Source organism: Streptomyces sp. NPDC057438 (assembly GCF_042802995.1).
Taxonomy (GTDB): domain Bacteria; phylum Actinomycetota; class Actinomycetes; order Streptomycetales; family Streptomycetaceae; genus Streptomyces.
This window is the reverse complement of record NZ_JBHVDD010000097.1, coordinates 1-20,686: the sequence shown is the minus strand read 5'-3', so window position 1 is coordinate 20,686 and position 20,686 is coordinate 1. Positions and strand designations below refer to the sequence as shown.

Below are 20,686 nucleotides of genomic sequence, written 5' to 3'. Positions count from 1 at the left end.
AGGTCATGAGGTGAGCAGCATCAACCCCACACCGCGGGACTACAACAAGGCACGTGTCCTTGACGTGGTTCTCTCCCATGCGCCGTTGACCCGGAACAAGCTCATCGAGTTCACGGGGTTGAGCAAGGCGACAGTGTCACGGGCCGTCGAAGACCTGCGCTCTCATGGGTTCGTCGTGGACGGGGGAGTCGACGCCGTCGTCGGGCGTGGCCGTCCGTCGACGTACCTCGATGTGCCCGAGACGGCCGGACATGTCGTGGGGGTCAGTCTCGGCGCCGTGACCACTGGCGTGCTGGTGACCGACCTGCGCGGCCGTGAGATCGGAAACGTGGTCGTCCCGACGGTCGAGCACCGCGACGTCCCTGCGGGCGGCCGGTGGCTGGCCGACCTGATCGCACGGACCAGCGCCTCGGCACGAGGGCCCCGCCGCCAGATCGTCGTGGCACTGCCCGCCCATGTCCGCGACAGCGCCGAAGTCTTTCGGCCTGCCGATCCGATGAAGATCTTCTCCGGCAGAGATCTCCACCGAATCCTCGAAGAACTCCTCGACACTCCAGTGACCTTCGACAGTGACGCGAACGCATCCCTGCTCCAGGTGCTCACGGACGACGTGAGCATCCACAACGCTGCCCTGTTCAGCCTCAGCAGCACGGTGAACTTCGCCACGTGCAGGGACCGGGAACTGGCGCGGGGACGTACCCCTGCGTTCGGCGACATCGGTTCCCTCCTCTCGGGTATCGACGACCGCACCCTCAACGGGATGCTGAGCACTGCGGGGCTTGCGAAGCTCGCTCGTGAACACGGGCTGGACACCGAGCGCGTCGAGGACCTGTGGCTCACGTCTCAGGACCATCGAGCCCGTGCGGAGATACTCAAGGCATTCACGACGGCGGTCACGACCGCCGTGAGTATCGTCGCCGTGACACTCGATCCCGAATCCGTCTACTTCGTCGGCCGGTTGCGCCCTTTGGTGGAGGAGGTGCTCCCCGAAGTGCGCAAGCGACTCGAACACAGCTTGCCGGCCGTGCCCCGGATCACGACCGTCTCCCAGGTGCTGGGGCTCTCGGTAGCGCGCGGCGCGGTGCACGCCTGCCTGGCCATGACCCACGACCGCCTGCAGGACGCACTGCTCAAGGCACGCGCTCAGGGGCCGCGGCAGGAACAGGCTGCGCCGGCGTTCTGATCGGAAGAGCCGCGGTGCGGCGTGGCCATGAACGCCTTGGGCACCCCGGAAAGGTCGCGACGGCCGTCGACCGGGCTACGGGATCGGCGGGTACGCCGCTCGGCAGGAGTTGCGGGAGCACCCCGGCCGGCGTGTGCCGGGCGACGTGGCGGGATGCGAAGCCGTAGGCGTGCCAGGTCCGGGCCCACGGTTCGTTCAAGGCTGCGGGCGGCGACTGGTCGAGCAGGCCGCCGATCATCGCCCCGGAGGGGACACCGAGGGCGAGTGCGGGCAGCACCGTGGACGCTGGTCCGTCTCGTCCGCTGGAGGGGAACCAGCCCAGCAACACCCCGCAGACGGTGGCGAGGAGTGAGGCGACCAGGAACTTGGCCACCACGACAGGAACGGCGACTGCGATGGGTGATGGCGCCTGGTGCAGTCGTCGCCGGGAGCCGAGGTGCAGAGTGCGGGCGCTGGCCGGCGCGGCGACGGCGATGGTGACGACGAGCGTCCCGACCATCAGCGTGACGGAGACCGCGAAGGCGCTCGTCCCCTGGGGCAGTACCGCCTCACCTGATACCCAGGAGGTGCCCGCGCCGCCTCGCGGAAGCCGGCCCGGTGAGTGCGCGGGATGCGTGAACGGCCCCTCGTCGAGCCCCAGTTGCTGCCGCACCGCGGTCCCGGCGGCGAGGCGGCCGAGGCCCGCGGGCCACCGGGACGGGCGGGCCTCGGTACCGGCGAGACATGACGCTCATTACTTCAGGTGGGTGTCGACGCCGATCAGGCAGCGCTCGCGCGGGTCGAGGAGCACGCCCTCGACGTCGGTGGCGATGCCCTGAGGGGGGCGTACGCACGGGAGGTCCTGTCATCCGAGAGAGGGTGGTTCGAACCCCTGCGTGCCATAAGGGGCATGGGGACCCGGTCACTACACTTAGGGCACCCTAACTTGATCTACCCGGTAGGTGAACTCTCCATCAGTGGGGTCGCCGCACGGGAGCTGCCGCGAAGTGGGCCGAAAGTCCGGCCTCGAACAGTGCACGCTGTCCTGAATTCAGGTATTTGTGTACTGTCATGGGTGTGCTGACCGTTGCCTCCGACATCGACGTGCTGGCCCGCTTCGGCCGCGCGCTCGCCGACCCGATTCGCTGCCAGATCCTGCTCGCCCTGCGCCAGGCCCCCGCCTATCCGGCAGACCTCGCTGACGCCTTCGGCGTCTCCCGTACCCGCCTGTCGAACCACCTGGCATGCCTGCGGGACTGCGGGCTGGTCGTCACCGTCCCGGACGGGCGCCGCACCCGCTACGAACTCGCCGACGACCGCCTCGGTCACGCCCTGGACGACCTGCGCACCGCCGTGGTGGCCGTGGAGAGCGAGCGCACCTGCGTCGACGCCGACGACCAGGGCTGCTGCTGATGGCCGCGACATCCCTGGGCCCCACACCGTCCCGACGCGACGTCCTCGCCCAGCGCATACGGCTGCTGGCGGCCGCCACGATCACCTACAACGTCATCGAAGCGAGTGTCGCCATCACCGCCGGCACCCTCGCCTCCTCCACCGCCCTGATCGGCTTCGGTCTGGACTCCGTCATCGAGGTCTCCTCCGCCACCGCCGTCGCCTGGCAGTTCTCCGCAACCGACCACGCCGTACGGGAAGCGCGCGAGCAGCGCACCCTGCGGATCATCGCGATCTCGTTCTTCGCCCTCGCCGCCTACGTCACCCTCGACGCCGTCCGCGCCCTGACCGGCACCGCCGAAGCCGAACGGTCCATCCCCGGCATCGTGCTCGCCGCACTGTCATTGGCGGTCATGCCCTTCCTGTCCGCAGCCCAGCGCAAGGCCGGCCGCGAACTCGGCTCCGCATCCGCGGTCGCCGACTCCAAACAGACCCTGCTGTGCACGTACCTGTCCGCCGTGCTTCTGGCTGGCCTCATCCTCAACGCCACTCTCAACTGGTCCTGGGCCGATCCGATCGCCGCCCTCGTCATCGCGGCCATCGCCGTCAAGGAAGGCCGCGACGCCTGGCAGGGCAAGGGCTGCTGCGCACCGTCCTCAGCCGCGGCGGCACCGAAAGCCGGTGCCCAAGCCGATGCGTGCGGCTGCCGGCCGGGCTGCGACTGCTGCTGAGTGAATCCGGAGCCGGACCCGCAACCGGACCCGCGTGCAGGTTCACCGTCAAGGATGTGTCCGCCCGTCCCGGGCGCGACACGACAACGGGAGCGGTCACCATGACGACGTGGGAACCGCAGTCCTGCACGCTGCCCGCCACCGAGCAGCCGCTGCGGGTCTCGGAATCCGACGCGCTGTTCGCCGAGCGCGTGGCCGATGCACCCCGGCCATCTCCTCACCCGCCGAAGGGGAACAGGGGCACCAACAGGAGTTCGACCCGGTGGCCGCGCTGCCCGGACGAGCCCCAGGTGGCGGGTCCGCCCGGACCCCCCTCGGGGAGACCGCGGTGCACCAGCGCGGCGACGAGAAGCCCGTGCGCGGTGTGGGACGGCCTCACCGAGGTCGGAGGATCAGTGGCCCGCGACGACACCTGCGAGTTCGTTGGTGCCCTTCGGCAGGGTCACAGAGGTGACCTTCTTGCCCGATTCGATGTCGACGGCGTGCAGTTGGCGCTTGCCCGGCTCGGAGACGTACGCGGTGTCGTCGCGGACGAAGAGGGTGGGCCGGGGCTGCTGCCAGTCCAGCGGCTCCTGCCACTCGTCGACGACGGGGATCTCCTTGTCCACCTTGCCCGTTTCGGGGTCGATGACGTGGAGGCTGCCGTTGGTGCCGAGGACGAGGGCCTCGCCGCGGGGTCCGCGGCCGAGCGAGCGGAAGGAGTAGCTGGTGCCCAGGTCGACCAGGCGCAGTTTCGCGGTCTCGGTATTGATGAGGGAGACGCGGGTGGGCCGTTCCAGTTCGGCCTCCGGGTCGGTCTTGTAGTCGCCCAGGAGAATGGGCGAGGTGTCGCTGCCGCGCTGGTTGCCGATGCGGCCGTAGTCGTCGGGGGCGTCGACCTTGGTGAACTTGCCGTCCTTGTAGATCAGGAGGCCGTCCTCGCAGCCGATGCCGATGGCCTCGTCCTTGGCGGCGGCCTCGCCGTGGACGCCGGGGCAGTTCTCGTTGCGCTTGATCTCCTTGTTGTTCTTGTCCAGGACGAGGGCGCCGGTGCGCTTCTCCTCGGTGCCGAGGGTGGTGAGGAGTTCGCCGTTGGTCAGTTCGATGGCGACGCCGTGGTGCGGTTCGGCGGAGGTGTAGGTGCGGCCTTCCGGCTTCTTGCCGCCCTTGAGGTCGGCGGGGTCGAAGACGTTGACCTCGCCGGTGCCGTCGGTGAACAGCACCGTCCTGCCGGCGTGCTGGACGACGTGGCCGGGCTTGGCGCCCTTGTACGCGACGCTGGTGAGGGTCTGCTCGGTGGCGTTCAGGACGCGGAAGCCGGCGTCGGTGGAGACCATGACGTGGGAGTCGTCGCCGGCGGGGTTGAGTCGGTTGAAGCCCGGCAGCTCGATCGTCTTCGCCAGCTTCAGGCTTTCGCCGTCCAGGACGTACAGTCCGCCGTCGAACGTGGCGACCACCGGGTCCTTGACCGCAACGGCCTTCGTGTGCGGCGCCGCCTTGGCCTTCGTGTCGGACGAGGGGGTGTCCTCACCTCCGCAGGCGGACAGGACCGCGGAAGCCGCCAGGGCGAGGGCCGTGCCCGTGAGAGCTCGGTTGCGTATCGGCTTGTTCACCGGTGTGTTCCTTTCAGTGCCGCGCGAGCACGGCGAGGGGTGGGGTTGGGGGCGAGGGTGCGCGATGGCCCGTGGTCGGCCGGTGCGCAGGTCAGGGGCGCCGACTCAGGTGCCGGTCAGGCCGTCGGTCATGGCGGTGGTGTTGGCACGCATCATCTGCAGGTAGGTGCCGGCGCCCTTGCCCTTCTCTGTCAGGGACTCGGAGTAGAGCTCGACGACGCGTACCCGGCCGCCCAGTTCGGTGCGCAGGACCTCGGCCAGGCGCGTGGGCTGGGAGGAGTCCGCGAACACGGTCTGGACACCTGTTTTCCGCATCGCCTCGGTGAGCGAGCGCAGGTCGGAGGAGCTGGGCGAGGCCAGCGTCGTGCCGCTCGGGATCACCGCGCCGATCACCCGGAAGCCGAAGCGATCGGCGAGGTACCCGAAGACGTGGTGGTTGGTCACCAACGCCCGCCGCTTCTCGGGTATGCGGCCGAAGGACTTCTCCATCCAGGCCGTCAGGTCGGCGAGTCGGCCGTCGTAGCGGTCGGCGTTGGCGCGGATCACCTTTTCGTCCACGCCGTCCACGTGCTCGACAACCTGGTCGGCGATCAGATCGACGGTCTTGCGCACGCGGTCGGGGTCGGTCCAGAAGTGCGGATCGGGCTGCCCGGCCTCCTCCTCGGGGCCGCCGTCGTCATGCGCCTGGAAGGTCATGGGGTCGACCGCCTTGCCGGCCTCGAAGGTGGGCGCCCCTGCCTCGCGGGCGGCGTCCACGTGCCGCAGTACGTTCTCCTCCAGACCCAGCCCGTTGAAGACCACCAGGTCCGCGCGCTCCAACTCGGCCGCCTGCACGGCCGACAGGCCGAAGGAGTGCGGGTCGGCGTTCGGCTTCATCAGTACGGTGACGTCGGCCTCGTCGCCGACGATCTCCCGCGTGATGTCGCCCAGGATGTTGGTCGTCACGACCACTCGGGGCCGGTCGTCGCTGCTCGCACAGCCGGTGCCCGCGCCGGCAAGGGCGAGGGTGAGCAGGACCAGCGGGAGGACGTGCAGTCGCCGCGTCCCTCGCGTCCGTGTGGTCATCGTCCGGTCTCCACCATCAGGACCGGCTCGATGTCCAGGGCGAAGGTGCGCGCGATGCGCAGGTTGTCGTTGTAGTCGATCTCGTACACGCGTTTGCCCTTTGGGTTGTTGAGGTAGGCGCGGCTGCGGTCGACCTCGATGACCGGTCCCGCATCGCTGCCCTCGCGGTCGGCGTCGGGGGCGCCTGTCAGAAGCCGCTTCGTTCCGGAGACCTGCTTGCCGGTGGCGATGTCGTAGCCGTGGAGTGCTCCGTCGGTTTCCAGGACGATCAGGACGGAGCCCTCGCCGGCGGTGTTGGCGGAGACGACGGTGCCGGTCTTCACCCGTGTCCATGTGCGCTCGCTGACGTCCAGGACCCACACGGCCCGCTTTCCGGCCGGTGCCGTGAGCGTGGCGCTGCCTGGCCGGTGCCGGAAGGCCGTGGCCCGTTCCGCTTCGGGTACGTCGCTGCCGTAGGGGATTTCCTCGGCGGTGAAGATGCCGTCGTCCTCACGGACGAGCAGGGCGCCGTCGGCGCAGCCGAGGACGACTCCGCGTCGGGTGACGGCGTCGCCCCGCGCCTCCTCGCACCGGGCGTCCAGCGACGCGGCCCGCTCGCCCTCGCGGTCGTACACCGCGACCTTCCCGTGCTCCGTGACGCCGAGCAGGTGCTCCGCGTACGGCACGACGGCTCCCGTGTGCGTCCCGGCAAGCACGCGGGCGGCGCCTACCTCGCCCTTCTCCAAGCCGGCCCGGCGGTAGATCCTGGCGCGGCCGTCCTCGTCGGTCACCGCGGTGACGGCTGCATCGCTGCGGACGCGGGTGCCCGGTCCTCCGGGCACCCGGCCCACCTCACGTATCGCCGCGCGGTAGTAGTGGACGTGGTCGCCGTGGTCCACCATCCAGGCGCCGCCGTCCAGGACGCGCGTGCCGTCCGTGGTGTGGAAGTAGCCGAAGCGGCCGTCGGTGGTGAGTCCGGTGGTCCCCGTCGTGCGGGACACCTCGTGCGTCTTGCCGGTGATCAGATCGAGGACCCGGGTGCCGCCGGTGGCCGGGTCGTTCAGCAGCAGCCGTGACTGCTGCTCGGCCTTCTCCTGGGCCCCCTCGACGTATCCGTGCGGAGCGGAGCCCGAGGCGGTGGCCCGCGGAGCGGACGCGGTGTCGTCGTGGCTCGCGCAACCCGTGGTGAGCAGGGACATCGCCACGAGCGAGGCGGGAGCCCAACGTATGACGTTGCTTCGGACGAGCAAAGGGATCGCCTCAGGTTCTTTCAGTCGGTCGCCGCGGCGTGAGCGCCGAGGAGGCGCGCACTACGGCGGTGGATGAGCCCGGAGGCCAGGTGAGAGAGGAAGAACAGGCTCACTGCCAGGGCCGAGATGGTCGCGCCGGCCGCGGTGCTCAGGTGCCAGGACAGCAGCAGGCCACCGAAGGTGGCGATGATGCCGAGGAGCGCCGCGAGGGCCATGACGCCCCGCACACTGCGCGCCCAGGGCAGCGCTGCGGCCGGTGGGGCGATGAGCAGGCCCAGCACCAGCAGCGTGCCCACGATGTGGAACGAGGCGACGATGGCCAGCGCCAGCAGGCCGAGCAGCACGGCGTGCGCAAGGCGGGGCCGCAGGCCGAGGGTCTGGGCCTTGCGTGCGTCGAAAGCCAGGGCGAGGAAGGCTCGGTGGCCGAGGACCGAGACGGCCAGCGCCAGCAGCAACGCCCCACCCAGCAGCAGCAGATCCCGCTCGCGGACGGCGAGGACGTCACCGAAGAGGAACCCGGTCAGGTCGACGGCGAAGGACTGCGACCGCGACACGATGATGACACCGAGCGACAGCATCCCCACGAACAGCAGCCCGATACCCGTGTCCTGGGACAGCCGCGGGGTTCGGCTGAGAGCCGTGACACCGGCCGTCATGACGGCCGCGCTCAGCAGCGCCCCCACCAGGAGGTTGCCGCCGAACAGCGCGGCCAGCGCCACTCCCGGCAGCAGGCCGTGCGACATGGCGTCACCGAGGAAGGCCATTCCCCTGAGCACCACCCAGGTGCCGGCCAGAGAACAGATCGCCGACACCAACATTCCGCCCCACAGAGCCTTCTGCACGAAGGTCACCTCGAAAGGGCCCGTCAACCAGTCCATGACAGCGGACTATAATGAAAATCATGTTCAAAAAACAGCTGCACTCTCCCACCGTCGCCGGGACCCGAACGCCTCGAGTCCGCTTCACGGGCCTCTCCGCCGGATATCCCGGCTGCCCCGTTTTGCATCAACTCGACGCGGAGATAAAGGCGTTGGCGATCACGGCACTCGTCGGCCCGAACGGCAGCGGGAAGTCCACCCTGCTCGGAGTCATGGCCGGAGTGATCCAACCCACATCAGGCCGGATCCACCACGCCGGTGACCGGACGCCGGCGTTCGTCCCGCAGCACGGCGCCGTCGCTGACGCACTGCCGCTCACGGTCAGGCAGACGGTGGAGATGGGACGCTGGAGCGACCGCGGGCCGTGGCGCCGACTGACCCGGCAGGACCAGGCCACCGTGGACCAGGCCATGGAGAGGCTCGGTATCACTGACCTCGCCACCCGCCAACTCGGAGAACTCTCCGGCGGACAACGACAACGCGCCCTGATCGCCCAGGGACTCGCCCAGAAATCGGACCTGCTCCTCCTGGACGAACCGACCACGGGCCTGGACCCCGAGGCAAGGGACCGGATCGCCGCGCTGCTGACGGAGCTGGTCGCCGACGGAGTCACCGTCGTGCAAGCCACCCACGACCTGGAAGCCGCACGCTCGGCGGACGCCTGCCTCCTGCTCCGCGACGGTCGCCTGGCGGGGCAGGGGAACCCCGAGCAACTGCTCACCGCCGCAACGCTTGCCCAGATCTGGCAACCGGTGTGAGACGACGGCCCTCTTCCCTCCTCGTGGCGGTGGGCCTCGCGTGCCGTTGTCCGTGCAACTGCCGCTGCCACCGGGCAGGCCCGGCTGGCGCGGCGTCATGCAGGACTACGAGGCGGAGGGCGCTGAGCCCGCCTTCGCCAGGGGGGCCGAGTGGACTGCCCGTCGGAACTCCACGTACAAGCTGGGCAGCACTCCCGAGGCGGTCCGCAGAACCTTCTACGACTTGGTCTCCCGGGCGGACCGCGAGCCGATCGGCTTCGAGGGCACCTCACTGGCCGGTACCGACATCCGCTCCGAGAGCCGTGTCAGGTTCTTCTACCCGAGCGACGCCGCCAAGTGGATCGCCACGGTGAAGAAGGCTGCCGAGGGCAGGGCTCCGTCCCCCGGCCAGGACTTCAAGGCACGCACGCAGGCGCCGCCCTCGTTCGGCCGTGCGGTGCCCTCGGACAACGAAGGGGCCGCCTTCTGGTCCGTCGCCTGCTCCGACACCCGCGACTGGCCGCGTGATCCGGAGCAGTACCGCAGCGACGCGATCCGGGACAAGGCCGCTACCCGGTGTACGGCGAGTTCGCGCCCAACATCAAGCCGTGCGCCTTCTGGAGGAAGCAGGGCGGTGAGCCCGCCACCAGGGGTCGACAACAAGGTCGGCGGGCTGATCCTGCAGTACGAGCGGGATTTCCAGACGCCGCTGACCAGTGGCCAGGGCATGCGCCGTGTCATGCAGGGGCGAAGATGGTCACGGTCACCGGAGGCGTCGGCCACGGCCTCTACGGTTTCATGTCGTGCGCCGACAAGAAGGCCACGGCCTACCTGACCACCGGCATGCTGCCGACGAAGGACGTGACCTGCAAGGGTCCTGCCGTGCCCGCCGCCCCGTCGGCAAGGCCCTGGCGAGGCGGCGTCACCTCGCTGCCGCTCCCTGCTCCGCAGGGTTGATGACCTCCCGCCTGACCGAAACCGTCCTGCTGGGCCTGGCCGTCCTCGCCATCCGCAACCGCGTCAAACGCTGACCCGCGGCCACCCGCCCGCACCGGTGCCCGCCTCGCCCCCCTGCTCGCTGCCAGGAACGCGGCACGGGAGGGTCAGCGGGTGCCGGGGTCGTCGAGGTCGCGGCGTATGCCGGTTCCGCCTGGTCATCGGTGGTCGCGAACTCGGCTCGGTGTCAGTCGCTCGATGTCTCTTCCATGTTCATCGATTACACCGGTGAGCGTGGGGAGCCGATTTACGCTCACCCACTGCGCCGCGGCGGCCGGAGTGTGCGCCTAGCTGGTCTTGAACCGGTCTGGCCTCACGAAGTCCAGGCCTTCGATGGTCTGCTTGCCGAGCGCCTCGTGGGCGGCGATGTGGCCGTAGCCGGTCGCCATTTTGAAGCCTTTTCCGGAGAACCCGGTGGCGCAGTAGATGCTGCTGTTCTCGTCCAGCCAGCCGATGAGGGGATGCCTGTCCTCGGTGAAGAGGTCGGGGAAGGCGTCGGCGCGCACGATGGTGGGGGTGAGCCCGGGGAAGAATTCGGTGACAGTCTCGGTGACCTTCTCGATTTCTTCCGGGGTGAGTTCCCTGAGCACGGAGTCCGGGTCGGGGGTCGCCCTCGAGCGCCCCCTCATCGGCGCGTCCACGGACGCCTTGACCGTCACGCCGTCGACGGCGGGTGCGCCGTACAGGGAGCGGTCTTCGTACCATCGGCTGAAGATGGGGAAGTTCTTCGGCGAGAACTGTGTGCCGTCCTGGGCGATGAACCAGGTCAGGACGATCCGGTGGGTTTCGGTGACGGCCTTGAGGTGGTCGGGCATGAGCCTGCGGGACCAGCCGCCCGAGGCGACGATGACCTTCTCGAACGTCCAGGTTCTGTCGCCCGAGGTGACGACGACGCCGTGGTCGGTTTCGGTGATGCTGTCCACGGGTGTGTTCTGCAGGACGGTGGCGCCGTTGGCCTGGGCCGCCGCGACGGCGGCGCTGACGGCGCGGTCGGTGCGCAGAACGCCGGCGTGGGGGTCGTAGACGGCGCAGTCGTCGGGGCGGAGGTTGTGCTGGGGGTAGCGTTCCGCCAGCTCCTCCCGGTCGAGGACGTGGTGCTCGGCTCCGGTGATGCGCGCTGTCTCAAGGAGACTGTTGATGAAGCCGCTGTTCGCCGTCCCGATGGTCAGGCCCCCGGTAGGCGTGAAGATTTCCTGCCCGGTTTCCGCTTCGAGCTCGGCCCACAGGCTTTGGGAGCGTTCCATGATGGGGTAGTAGTCGGGTTTCCCGAAGTAGATCATGCGGAACAGGCGGGTGTCCCCGCCCACGGCGCTGCGGCCGTGGGCGGGGGTGGCGGCCTCGAAGCCCACGACCGAGTCGGTCAGCCGGGAGGCCTGCCACAGGGCCATGCTTCCGATGCTGCCCAGGCCGATGACGGCGAGTTGTGCGTCCATGAGAGCCGTTTCCTTGTCGTTTACTCGTGCAGTCCGGCGAGGCGGCTGCCGAATCTGGCCAGGAGTGAGGTCTTGCTGGAGCCCCTGTGCTCTTCCCACTGGTCGGCGATACCGAAGAGCCGGTACATGGCGTGAACACCCAGCCAGCGAACGGGCTCCGGTTCCCACTTGCGTGCCCGGTAGCCGACCCAGGGGAGAGCGGTCCGATCGGTTTGTCTCTCGAAGGCGAGCTCCGCGAGGGTCCTGCCGCCGACGTAGGCTGCCGTGACACCGTGTCCCGCGTAGCCGGTGGACGATCCGATCCCGGATGCCGGGTCCCAGAGCACGCCGCCGTTCCAGTCCCGGGTGACGCCCAGGACTCCCGACCAGGCGTGGTCCACCTCGAAGGGGATGTCCGGGAAGAAGGAGCTGAGCTTGTGCGAGATCAGGTCGATGGTGGACTGGGCGGTCGCACCGGCTCCTCCCGTGCCGGAACCGAAGCGGTAGGGGACACCGCGGCCCCCCATGGCGATACGGCCGTCCGATGTCCGCTGGGCGTAGATGAACGTGTGCGCGGAGTCGTTGAGACACTGGGGGCCGTCCCAGCCGATCTGCTGCCACGCCTCCTTCGGCAGGGGCTTGGTCACGATCATCGAGGAGTTGACCGGGATCAGGGTCCGGCTGCCCAGCAGCTGTCCCGAATAGCCCTCGGTGCAGATGAACGTCTTCGCCGCGGTGACACGTCCGCCGGCCAGGGTGAGGGCCTTGTCCCCGACACTGTCCACGCGGCTGTTCTCGTAGATCCTCACCCCCATGGAGGTCAGGGTGTCGGCGAGGCCGTAGACGAGTTTCGCCGGGTGGATCCGTGCGCAGTGCTTGTAGAAGAGTCCGCCGTGGACGGTGGAGATGTTGATCCTGGACTGGAACTCGTCCCGGTCGAGCAGATGGACCTCGTCGTCGGTCAGCCCGTACTTCAGGTCGGCATCACGTCGGGCCACCAGCCGACCCAGCCCCGCCCGGGTGTGGGCGGCGACGAGCGCGCCCCCCTTGTGCTGATCCGCGTCGATGCCCTCGGCCTGGAGGATGTCCAGGACCGCGTCGACGCCGGCGACGAATTCCTGCTGCAGTGCCCGGCTCGCCTCCAGCCCGCCCCCGGCGCGGGCGAAGGCGGCACGGTTTCCCGGAGGCATGGCCGAGAGCCAGCCACCGTTGCGCCCTGACGCGCCGTAGCCGACCTGCTCGGCCTCGAAGACGGCTACGGAGAGGGACGGTTCGAGCTTCTTGGCGAAGTATGCCGCCCAGAGACCGGTGTAGCCGCCGCCGACAATGGCCACGTCGACGGAGTCCTGGCCGGTGAACCGGGGGAACGAGGGCTTCTTGTCGGCCAGTTGGGTCACCCAGAACCCGAGCTCTCCGTTTCGGGGTGGTAGCGCGAGGGCGTTCATGGTGTGTCCTTCATCTGTCTCTGGGAACCGCGTGGGCTGCTACTGGAAGGCGGCGTAGCCGCCGCCGGCCGAGTGCGTCGCCCGGTGGTGTACGAGGGCTCCGACGACGCGAGGAGGAGGACGGCGTCGGCGATCTCCTCGGAAGTGGCGAGACGCTGGAGCGGGATCTGCCCTTCACGCTCACGGCGGATGGCCTCTGGGGCGGATCTGTGCCGGGAGAACGCGTCGATGACGTGGTCGACGCTGTCTTGCGTCGCGTCGTCCAGCATGGTCGGCACCGGGGCGCCGATCATGCTGGACGAGGATGTCGCGTGCCTGTGGAAGCCGGGCCGTCGCGGCACTGCTCATGATCGGCTCGCCGCTACACAGCGGTGCAGACCATCTGGATCTCGACCGGACTGTTGAGCGGCAGCCCGGCGACACCGATCGCGGTGCGGGCGTGCCGTCCGTTCTCACCCAGTACCTCGATGAGCAGATCACTGGCCGCGTTGGCGACCTGCGACTGCTCGCCGAAGTCCGGCGGGCTGGCCACGAACACCAGCATCTGCACGATCCGGACCCGGTCCAGATCTCCCACCGCCTGCACAGCCGCAGCAAGGCAGTTGAGCACGGCATGGCGGGCGAGTTCCTGCGCGGTCTCCAGCTCCACGTCCCGGCCGACAACTCCCTGCCCCAGCAGCTCGCCGTCCTTGAACGGGAGTTGGCCGGAGAGATGGATGGCGGAGCCCACCGTCCGGTGGGGCACGAGGTACGTGGTGCCGGCCAGGACGGGTAGCTTCAGTCCCAGGGCCTGGAGCCTTTCTGAAGCCGAGTCACCCTTGACGGTTCGAGGCAGGGGCTGACTCATGCCGCCACCGCCTTGCTGGGGATCATTTCCTCAGATCTCCGCTCGGCGTCAGGGGCGCGGCAGCCCGAAGAGGACCGGGAGGTCGGCGATGTCGGTGATCCGCTCGTAGCCGAGCCAGTGCTCGTCGTGCTCCCAGCCGCGGTCCATGTACACCTTGTTCTTGATGCCCATGATGGCCGCGGACCGGTGGTCGTACATGGGGCTCGCGGAGACGTGGACGAGCTCGTCGGGTGTCACGCCGAGCTTGTCAAACATGTACTCGAACGCGCTGAGTCGCGGCTTGTAGACGCCCATCTCCTCGGCGCTGATGACGACCTCGAAGGGGGCCTTGAGGTTCTCCGCGAGGCGCACGGCGTGCGCGGTGTCGCTGTTGGTGATGATGACCAGCGGTACCGCCTCGGCCAGGCGGTTCAGCGCCTCGGTGACACCGGGGTACGGGCCCCAGGTGGGGATGCGCTCGTACACAGCCCGCGCCTCGTCCTCGCGGAACTCCAGACCGACCTTGTGCAGAGCACGCTCCATGGAACGCGCGACGACCTGGTGGAACGGCTGGTACGCGCCCGTGCACTCGTCGATGCGGTACGCCTTGCAGATCCGCAGGTACTCATCGGCGACCTCGGCCGGCAGCCGGTCGCCCAGGACCTCACGCATCGTGTCGTTGATGCTGAACTTGATCAGTGTGCCGTTCATGTCGAACGTCACGAACTTGGGCTTGACGTCGAATCCCACCGGTCCTCCTAGTGCTTCAGTGGAGCAGTCACGCTTAGTCGATTGTCGACCACTTGGTCGATTGTCGACCAAACGGGTCTCGGCTGTCAATAGCGGCAGAGGAGTGCCTTCGGGTAGGGAGGTCCGGTGTCGATCTGCTTCCGGATGGATCGGGTGATCCGCGGGGTCGGGTGCATCAGCTGTCGGCCGGGGTCACCTTCGAGCGGACGGGCAGCCAGTACCGGATCGATGGGCGCACAGGCTCGTCGAGCCGGCCGCGAGGATCGGCAACGGCGATGTCACCAGCCGGCAAGGTGCTCGGTCCGCACGCCGAACCTGGCGCTCCCTGGGATTGACGGCCGAAGAGTCGGCGGCGCCACAGGCGCAGAGGCATCCACCTGGCAGGCAACGCATCACCCGTGACACCTGGCCTGTCACCGGGGCACGCGAGCCGGATGGGGCATCGCTGTGAACTCGGTGAGCGCCTTGCCGGGCAGTCGACTTGAGGTGTGGATGCAGAACCAGCGGAGGTATAGTCGACAAACGACCAGATGGTCGACAAGCGTCGAGGGAGGGCAACGGAGTGGACCACAAGTTCGAGTGGCAGGAGCAGCGGACAACGACGCCGGACGGCGTCTACCGCACACTGCGTGCCGCCATCCTCAACGGAACCGTACGTCCTGGTGGCCAGCTGCGCGAAGCGCACATCGCCTCGGACCTCGGGATCAGCCGGTCCCCGCTGCGTGAGGCGCTGACCAAGCTGGAGGAGGAAGGGCTCGTCGTCAAGTACCCCTACCGTGGGGCGTTCGTCGTAGAGGTGAGCGCTCGCGAGGTCGCCGAGATCGACTCGGTCCGGCTCCACATCGAACCCTACGCCGCCGAGCTCTCGGCCGAAGCGCTGCGCGGTCCTGAGCGGCCGCAGTTGTTGCAGACCGTCGAGGATCTCCGTCGGGCAATGGAGGAGGACGACATCCCGGCCAGCATCGACGCGCACCTTCGCTTCCACGGACTTTTCTATGAGCTCTCGGGGCACGGCGTGCTGCAGAGCCTCTGGACCGGCTGGGAGACCCGACTGCGTCTCCACCTCAGCGTCGATCACCGCACGTACAGCAACGACCCGCAGCAGTTGGTCGTCGAGCACGAGAGGCTGGCCGCCGTCGCCCTGGAAGGCGACGCGGATGCGTTCCGCCGTGAGCTGGCCGCCCATTTCCCCATGGGGCTGGGGGCTCGGAAGCCGAATCCGGGGGAGCGCGCGCCCCGGCCTGCATGAGTCCAAGCCTCCTGCGTGCAGCATCCAAGCCCGCTCGCCCCTGTGACGTTGCAGATCCGGCCGTGTCCCGGCACGCAGGGTGGTATGCCACACCTGTGACATGGCCGAGACGGCGCACTGACCGCATCCGCATCACGGTCGCCGCGGCGCGGGCCCGTCCGGGCAGTCCGTAAGACATGCCCGGACTCCGCCCCTCATCGCTGCCGCGGTGTCCGCGGCTCAGCCCTGACCGCGCTTCGGTACGCCTTTGAAGGTGCGACCCCGGCGGCAGGGCGTCGCAGGGGCCGGGCGTGTTCCTCCCCGGCGGCCGTTTCCTGCGGGCGGCTCCACGGCATGTCACGCCACTGCGCGTCCGGCCTGAACCCCCACATCGCTCCCCTCGAACTGATTCCGCGGCCGCTCAGGGCAGGGGCCGTGCTTGCCCATGGGCAGGAACGGCGCGAGCAACCTCGCTGTTCGTCGGGGAGTTGCCCCCGTTCACGATCGTCTTCCTGCTGAATCCGCCTGCGGGGCGGCGGCGTTCTTCAGGCGGTGAACGGGGCCGGTGTCGCCCCGCGGCACCGTTGCCGAGCTTGCCGCCCAGGTTTGCAGCCGGCCTCTGCGGGCCCTGCCGGATACCGGGCGGCAGGCCGAGCCGCACTCGCGGTACGGGGATCTCGTCGGGCGTGAGGCTGGCCGTACGCGTCGACCGTTCGCGAATCCCGCGTCGCCGGCGACGGTCGTGCGGAGAGGCGTGTGCACATGCGCGTCCATGCCGGACCGGACGAGACCGGTGAGCCAGGTCGCGGCGCAGAACCGACGCTCCCGTCAGCAGCGGGCCCAGCCGCACGCGGTGTTCCAAGGCCGCACTCGACGCTGAAGTTTGTGTTGACAGTACTCAACGAGCACCCATATGGTCGACAAACGACAATACGGTGGGCAGGTTTAAGCCACCATATGGCGCTTTGTCGCCACTGTTACTCGAGAGGAAAGCCGAGTGCAGATGATCAAGACTTATGCGAAGCGGGTCCTCCTGGCCGATGGCGCGGGAGTGTGCCTCGACCCGACCGCGGAGGTGGCTCGATGAGTCAGACCGTGACCTCGCCGGCCAGCACCGACTCGGCTTCCGGCCGGCTTCAAACCCTGGGTATGGCCCTTCCCGAACTCCGTGACAACGCGTACTACGTGCACCACCGGACCGTGGGCTCCAGCATCTACATCTCGGGCCAACTGCCCTACAAGGACGGTTGGCTGCTGGGACAGGGCACTGTGGGCAGGGACGTCGAGCTCGAGACGGCGCGGTCACTCGCTCGCCATGCCGTGCTCAACTGCCTTGCTGCGGCTGTGCAGGCGGTGGGAGATCTGGACCGGGTCCGGATCGTGCAGATGCTGGTGTTCGTGGCCAGCACGCCGGACTTCGGTGAGCAGTCGCAGGTCGCCAACGCGGCCAGTGATCTGCTCATCGAGGTACTGGGTGAGAACGGACGGCACGCCCGCACCGCGATCGGTGTCGCCGGGCTGCCGCTCAACAGTCCGGTCGAGATCCAGATGGTCTGCACCGCGGTATAGGACCGGGCCGACGGCGGCGGCGTACGCAAACGCGCGATATCGAGGACCGCTTTCGGCATCCAGAGGGAGTCAGCACCCGCGCCCCTCGATCATTCCAGGCAGAACCACAAGGAGGGGCAGCATGAACCGGCTGCAACGAGCACTCGACGCTCTGGTCGAGCGGATCGACACCCCCGCGCCGATCGTGCTGGTCGACGTCATGCAGGGCAACATCGACCGCGTACAGAGCTTCGCCGACCAGCGCAACCTCAAGGTCAGGCCGCACATCAAGACACACAAGTGCGTGGAGATCGGGCGACGCCAGATCGAGGCCGGCGCGGTCGGCATCACCGCGGGGAACGTCGGCGAGGCCGAAGTCTTCGCCGCGGCCGGGTTCGACGACATCTTCCTCGCCTATCCGATCTGGGCCGCGGGAACGAAGGGGCCCCGGATCCGTCGGCTCGCCGAGTCCGCCCGGCTGCGGGTCGGCGTCGACAACGTCGCGGCCATCGAGGCCCTCGCCGACGCGATGGGAGACGATGCGGACCGACTGCAGGTCGTGATCGAGGTCGACTGCGGAGCCCGCCGTTCCGGGGCGCCGCCCGAGGTCGCGGGCGATCTCGCGCTCGCCGCCCGCAAGCGCGGTCTGATGCCGGTGGGCGTCTTCACCTACCCGGGTCACGGCTGCACCAGCCAGGACGCTCGCCGGCGCGCCGCGCAGGACCAGGAGGCCGCACTCACCACCGCGGTACGCAGCCTCGAAGGTGTCGGGGTCACCGCTGAGGTGGTCAGCGCCGGTTCCACTCCCACCCTCGAGTACTCCACCAGCAGCGTGATCACCGAGATCCGTCCCGGCGAGTACATCTTCGGCGATCTCAACAACGCCCGGCTGGGCGCCTGTACGGAGGACCAGATCGCGCTGTTCGTCGCCGGCACCGTGGTCAGCGACTGGGTCCCCGGCCAGGTCATCGTCGATGTGGGCAACAAGGCCCTCAGCAAGGAAGGCAGCCCCGAGATCGGCTACGGCGGCATCGCCGGCACGAAGGCGGTCCTGTCCAAGGTCAACGAGTACCACGGGTTCCTTCCGCTCACGGACGGCGCGTTCCGTCCCAGCGTCGGCAGCGTCGTACCGGTCGTGCCGAACCACGTCTGCCCGGTCGTCCTCGGTTTCGAGGAACTGATCGTCACCGACAGCACGGGCACGTCGCTGCAGCGCTGGCCGGTCGATGCCCGCGGATTCCTCAACTGACCGGCGCCGGGGACGGGACCCTCGTACCCGAGCCCGTGACCGACCGACCTCCCCCGCAAAGGAGTGCCCTGACATGAGACTCGACAACGCCACGGCCTTGGTGACCGGCGCCAGCAGTGGCATCGGGGAAGCCGTGAGTTCCCACTTCCGCCGCGAGGGCGCGCGACTGCTGCTCACCGGCCGCAGGGAGCGACTCGACAGCGCTGAGCCCGACGACCTGTACGTTCCCGGAGACCTCAACGACGAGGCGTTCGTCGAACGCCTGGCCAAGCAGGCCGCCGAGTCCTTCGGCACCGTCGACGTCGTCGTCCTCAACCACGGTCTGCAGGCCGTCAGTCCGCTCACCGAGATGGCCTGCGACGACGCGAGGAACGTGCTGGAGAGCAACCTGCTCAGCGCGTTCCTGGTGATGAAGCACTTCGCGCCGCTGATGCCCGATACCGGCGGCTCGTTCGTCTGCATCAGTTCACGGCTGGGCATGGTCGGCATGGCCGGGCAGGTCCTGTATTCCGCTGCCAAGGGTGGCCTCATCATGCTCGCCAAGGGCGCTGCCATCGAATGGGCTCCGCGCAACATCCGTGTCAACGTCGTCGCTCCGGGGCTGACCGTCACTCCGGTCATCGAAGCGGCGTTCGAGCGCAGGCCCGACCCCGAGGCCTACCGTCGCGAGCGCGAGAGCACGATCCCGCTCCAACGCCTCGCCACCCCCGAAGAGGTTGCCGACGCAGTGCTCTTCTTCGCATCGTCGGAGTCGTCGTACGTGACCGGATCGGTCCTGACCGTCGACGGCGGGTACACCGCTTCCTGAACATCCCTGCTGGGCACCACCTCCAGCGATGGGCCGAGCGACCTGCTTTTCCGTCGCGCCGACTGGCTCGGGCGACCGCTGATCGCAGCATGACCGATCGACCACGAGTCGAGCGCATGCCCCAGTCGCCGTACTCGAACCGAGCCACCCACGATGCGCCCGCGCCGGCTACCTCTCACGAAGCCATCCGCTGAGGAACGTCGCCGGGGCTGACGGACCGCTCGGCACGTCCCCCGAACGCAGGCCCCGTACCCTCACGATGGCCCGCATGCCGCGGGCTCCGGGGAAGACCGCCGCCACCCTGCCGGTCACGGCCTGCGACGCCTCAGGCTTCCTCACCGCCACTCGCCCGGCCTTCCGGCCGGCGTCGCCCCGACACAAGGTCGTCGGGGACTTCGATCCACTGTGACCCGTACCCGAAGCGGCGACCCGGGCAACACGAACGGCACATGCTTCCGTCCGCGTCGGTCGCCCTGCACCCCCCTCCGCACCTGCGAGGTAAAGCCCCGCACAGCTGGTTCCATGCATCCTGTATGAGGAGAATTGTCATGAGTGATTCCCAGATCGGCCGTAGAGCGCTCCTGCGTGGAGCAGGCGGCTTGGCCGCCCTCGCCGCACTTCCGAACCTCGCCGCCTGCGGTACCGGCACCAGCCGTGTGGCCTCCGGTGGGAGCAAGGGCGGCGGCAAGACGGTGGTCGTCCGTGACAGCGGTGGTTCCTACGGTGCTGCGCTGCAGAAGGCGATCTACACGCCGTTCACGCAGGAGACCGGCATCCAGGTGAAGGTGCTGAACCTGGACGACGCCCCGCTGCTGGCGCAGATCAAGCAGGGCCGGCCGCAGTGCGACCTGATCAACAACTCGATGATGTCGCACACCAAGTACGTCAAGCAGGACGCCCTGGAGGCGCTGGACCTCGACCGGATCAAGAGCGTGCAGAGCGCGAAGATCCCCGAGGCCCAGGTCACCGACCATGCGATCGGCCACGCCTTCTACGGCCAATGCATCGGGTACCGCACCGATGCGTTCGGGGGCAGGAAGCCGGAGTCGTGGGCGGACTTCTGGGACACCAAGGCGTTCAAGGGCGGCCGTTCGATGGTCAGTCCGGACGGTGACCTGCCGGAGCTGGAGTTCGCGCTGCTGGCCGACGGCGTCCCCGCGGACAAGCTGTACCCGCTGGATGTGGACCGTGCCTTCAAGGTGCTGACGCGGCTGCGGGGCGACATCAAGAAGTTCTGGGACAGCGGCCCGCTCCCCGGCGTGCTGCTGAGCCGCCAGGAGGTCACGATGTCCACCGTGTGGGACGGTCGGCTTGCCGATCTGCAGAAGCAGGGCGTCCCGGTGGAGCGGCAACTCAACGGTACGCGCCGCCAGTTCTCGGGCTACGCCATCGCCAAGGGCGCGGCGAACGTGGACAACGCCTACAAGCTGATGGACTTCTCGCTGCGGGCGGAGAGCCAGGCCAACCTGGTCAAGTTCTTCCCGTCGAACCCGTCCTCGCCGGTGGCGTACGCCAAGCTCACGGAGGACGAGCGCAACGCGTCCGCCGGTGCGCCGAAGTACTACGACAAGGGCTTCGACACGGACGTCGACTGGTGGCTGAAGAACGAAGCGGCCGTCACCAAGCGCTGGCTGGAGT

General features: G+C 68.7%; 20 protein-coding genes. 10 read left to right on the top strand and 10 right to left on the bottom strand.

Annotation, left to right across the window (positions count from 1 at the left end; genetic code table 11):
• Positions 1 to 10: 10 nt before the first annotated feature.
• From ACFU5F_RS35785 to ACFU5F_RS35775, 3 genes are all read left to right on the top strand, one after another.
• A complete protein-coding gene (locus ACFU5F_RS35785) occupies positions 11 to 1,183 on the top strand; it encodes an ROK family protein (RefSeq protein ID WP_383896679.1) in 1,173 nt (390 codons plus the stop codon).
• Positions 1,184 to 2,239: 1,056 nt separating this feature from the next.
• Positions 2,240 to 2,575, top strand: coding sequence for an ArsR/SmtB family transcription factor (locus ACFU5F_RS35780; protein ID WP_383896676.1), 336 nt, complete (start codon positions 2,240 to 2,242; stop codon positions 2,573 to 2,575).
• Positions 2,575 to 3,285 (top strand): cation transporter, encoded by a 711-nt coding sequence (locus ACFU5F_RS35775; RefSeq protein ID WP_383896673.1) that lies wholly within the window; start codon positions 2,575 to 2,577, stop codon positions 3,283 to 3,285. Before ACFU5F_RS35780 ends, ACFU5F_RS35775 begins: the two co-directional genes overlap by 1 nt.
• Positions 3,286 to 3,502: 217 nt before the next feature.
• On the opposite strand, the gene ACFU5F_RS35770 is transcribed toward ACFU5F_RS35775, so the two are convergent.
• The 5 genes from ACFU5F_RS35770 to aztB form a co-directional block, all read right to left on the bottom strand.
• Positions 3,503 to 3,664, bottom strand: coding sequence for a hypothetical protein (locus ACFU5F_RS35770; RefSeq protein ID WP_383896671.1), 162 nt, complete (start codon positions 3,662 to 3,664; stop codon positions 3,503 to 3,505).
• 13 nt (positions 3,665 to 3,677) lie between these two features.
• Entirely contained in the window at positions 3,678 to 4,877 is a 1,200-nt protein-coding gene (gene aztD, locus ACFU5F_RS35765; protein WP_383896668.1) for a zinc metallochaperone AztD, read from the bottom strand.
• A 105-nt stretch (positions 4,878 to 4,982) separates the two neighbouring features.
• Complete coding sequence (gene aztC / locus ACFU5F_RS35760) at positions 4,983 to 5,942, bottom strand: zinc ABC transporter substrate-binding protein AztC (RefSeq protein WP_383896666.1); 960 nt, start codon at positions 5,940 to 5,942, stop codon at positions 4,983 to 4,985.
• Complete coding sequence (locus ACFU5F_RS35755) at positions 5,939 to 7,120, bottom strand: hypothetical protein (RefSeq protein WP_383896664.1); 1,182 nt, start codon at positions 7,118 to 7,120, stop codon at positions 5,939 to 5,941. Before ACFU5F_RS35755 ends, aztC begins: the two co-directional genes overlap by 4 nt.
• A 71-nt stretch (positions 7,121 to 7,191) precedes the next feature.
• The gene (gene aztB, locus ACFU5F_RS35750; RefSeq protein WP_383896661.1) at positions 7,192 to 8,049 is read right to left on the bottom strand and encodes a zinc ABC transporter permease AztB; all 858 of its coding nucleotides are present in this window, start codon (positions 8,047 to 8,049) and stop codon (positions 7,192 to 7,194) included.
• Positions 8,050 to 8,063: 14 nt separating this feature from the next.
• Here aztB and aztA point away from each other — a divergent pair, with 14 nt between their 5' ends.
• Both aztA and ACFU5F_RS35740 read left to right on the top strand, forming a co-directional pair.
• Complete coding sequence (gene aztA / locus ACFU5F_RS35745) at positions 8,064 to 8,807, top strand: zinc ABC transporter ATP-binding protein AztA (protein WP_383896659.1); 744 nt, start codon at positions 8,064 to 8,066, stop codon at positions 8,805 to 8,807.
• A gap of 555 nt (positions 8,808 to 9,362) precedes the next feature.
• Positions 9,363 to 9,743: an alpha/beta hydrolase gene (locus ACFU5F_RS35740; protein WP_383896656.1), complete on the top strand. Its 381-nt coding sequence runs from the start codon at positions 9,363 to 9,365 to the stop codon at positions 9,741 to 9,743.
• A gap of 326 nt (positions 9,744 to 10,069) precedes the next feature.
• Here ACFU5F_RS35740 and solA read toward each other — a convergent pair whose 3' ends face one another.
• The 5 genes from solA to ACFU5F_RS35715 all read right to left on the bottom strand — a co-directional run bounded on the left by solA (position 10,070) and on the right by ACFU5F_RS35715 (position 14,215).
• Positions 10,070 to 11,215: an N-methyl-L-tryptophan oxidase gene (gene solA, locus ACFU5F_RS35735; RefSeq protein ID WP_383896653.1), complete on the bottom strand. Its 1,146-nt coding sequence runs from the start codon at positions 11,213 to 11,215 to the stop codon at positions 10,070 to 10,072.
• A gap of 20 nt (positions 11,216 to 11,235) precedes the next feature.
• Positions 11,236 to 12,639 (bottom strand): NAD(P)/FAD-dependent oxidoreductase, encoded by a 1,404-nt coding sequence (locus tag ACFU5F_RS35730; RefSeq protein ID WP_383896650.1) that lies wholly within the window; start codon positions 12,637 to 12,639, stop codon positions 11,236 to 11,238.
• Complete coding sequence (locus ACFU5F_RS35725; protein ID WP_383896647.1) at positions 12,636 to 12,908, bottom strand: SDR family oxidoreductase; 273 nt, start codon at positions 12,906 to 12,908, stop codon at positions 12,636 to 12,638. The genes ACFU5F_RS35730 and ACFU5F_RS35725 overlap by 4 nt, the downstream gene beginning before the upstream one ends.
• Before the next feature lie 92 nt (positions 12,909 to 13,000).
• Positions 13,001 to 13,486 carry a RidA family protein gene (locus ACFU5F_RS35720; protein WP_383896645.1) on the bottom strand — a complete coding sequence of 162 codons (486 nt, stop codon included), beginning with the start codon at positions 13,484 to 13,486 and terminating at the stop codon, positions 13,001 to 13,003.
• Positions 13,487 to 13,534: 48 nt separating this feature from the next.
• Positions 13,535 to 14,215: a haloacid dehalogenase type II gene (locus ACFU5F_RS35715; RefSeq protein ID WP_383896642.1), complete on the bottom strand. Its 681-nt coding sequence runs from the start codon at positions 14,213 to 14,215 to the stop codon at positions 13,535 to 13,537.
• A 562-nt stretch (positions 14,216 to 14,777) separates the two neighbouring features.
• Between ACFU5F_RS35715 and ACFU5F_RS35710 the strand changes: the two genes are divergently transcribed.
• From ACFU5F_RS35710 to ACFU5F_RS35690, 5 genes are all read left to right on the top strand, one after another.
• Positions 14,778 to 15,464, top strand: coding sequence for a GntR family transcriptional regulator (locus tag ACFU5F_RS35710; RefSeq protein WP_383896640.1), 687 nt, complete (start codon positions 14,778 to 14,780; stop codon positions 15,462 to 15,464).
• A 1,062-nt stretch (positions 15,465 to 16,526) separates the two neighbouring features.
• Positions 16,527 to 17,012 carry a RidA family protein gene (locus ACFU5F_RS35705; protein ID WP_383896637.1) on the top strand — a complete coding sequence of 162 codons (486 nt, stop codon included), beginning with the start codon at positions 16,527 to 16,529 and terminating at the stop codon, positions 17,010 to 17,012.
• 121 nt (positions 17,013 to 17,133) lie between these two features.
• Entirely contained in the window at positions 17,134 to 18,240 is a 1,107-nt protein-coding gene (locus ACFU5F_RS35700; RefSeq protein WP_383896634.1) for an alanine racemase, read from the top strand.
• A gap of 73 nt (positions 18,241 to 18,313) precedes the next feature.
• Complete coding sequence (locus ACFU5F_RS35695; protein WP_383896631.1) at positions 18,314 to 19,048, top strand: SDR family NAD(P)-dependent oxidoreductase; 735 nt, start codon at positions 18,314 to 18,316, stop codon at positions 19,046 to 19,048.
• A gap of 548 nt (positions 19,049 to 19,596) precedes the next feature.
• The coding region (locus ACFU5F_RS35690; RefSeq protein ID WP_383896628.1) for an ABC transporter substrate-binding protein at positions 19,597 to 20,686 on the top strand (1,090 nt) is incomplete at its 3' end.

Excerpts from the sequence above, each read along its gene's own strand:
- ACFU5F_RS35695 (WP_383896631.1), top strand. The coding sequence starts at position 18,314 with ATGAGACTCGACAACGCCACGGCCTTGGTGACCGGCGCCAGCAGTGGC.
- aztC (WP_383896666.1), bottom strand. The coding sequence starts at position 5,942 with ATGACCACACGGACGCGAGGGACGCGGCGACTGCACGTCCTCCCGCTG.
- ACFU5F_RS35720 (WP_383896645.1), bottom strand. The coding sequence starts at position 13,486 with ATGAGTCAGCCCCTGCCTCGAACCGTCAAGGGTGACTCGGCTTCAGAA.
- ACFU5F_RS35730 (WP_383896650.1), bottom strand. The coding sequence starts at position 12,639 with ATGAACGCCCTCGCGCTACCACCCCGAAACGGAGAGCTCGGGTTCTGG.
- aztA (WP_383896659.1), top strand. The coding sequence starts at position 8,064 with ATGAAAATCATGTTCAAAAAACAGCTGCACTCTCCCACCGTCGCCGGG.
- ACFU5F_RS35775 (WP_383896673.1), top strand. The coding sequence starts at position 2,575 with ATGGCCGCGACATCCCTGGGCCCCACACCGTCCCGACGCGACGTCCTC.
- ACFU5F_RS35755 (WP_383896664.1), bottom strand. The coding sequence starts at position 7,120 with ATGTCCCTGCTCACCACGGGTTGCGCGAGCCACGACGACACCGCGTCC.
- solA (WP_383896653.1), bottom strand. The coding sequence starts at position 11,215 with ATGGACGCACAACTCGCCGTCATCGGCCTGGGCAGCATCGGAAGCATG.
- ACFU5F_RS35725 (WP_383896647.1), bottom strand. The coding sequence starts at position 12,908 with ATGCTGGACGACGCGACGCAAGACAGCGTCGACCACGTCATCGACGCG.
- ACFU5F_RS35705 (WP_383896637.1), top strand. The coding sequence starts at position 16,527 with ATGAGTCAGACCGTGACCTCGCCGGCCAGCACCGACTCGGCTTCCGGC.
- aztB (WP_383896661.1), bottom strand. The coding sequence starts at position 8,049 with ATGGACTGGTTGACGGGCCCTTTCGAGGTGACCTTCGTGCAGAAGGCT.
- ACFU5F_RS35700 (WP_383896634.1), top strand. The coding sequence starts at position 17,134 with ATGAACCGGCTGCAACGAGCACTCGACGCTCTGGTCGAGCGGATCGAC.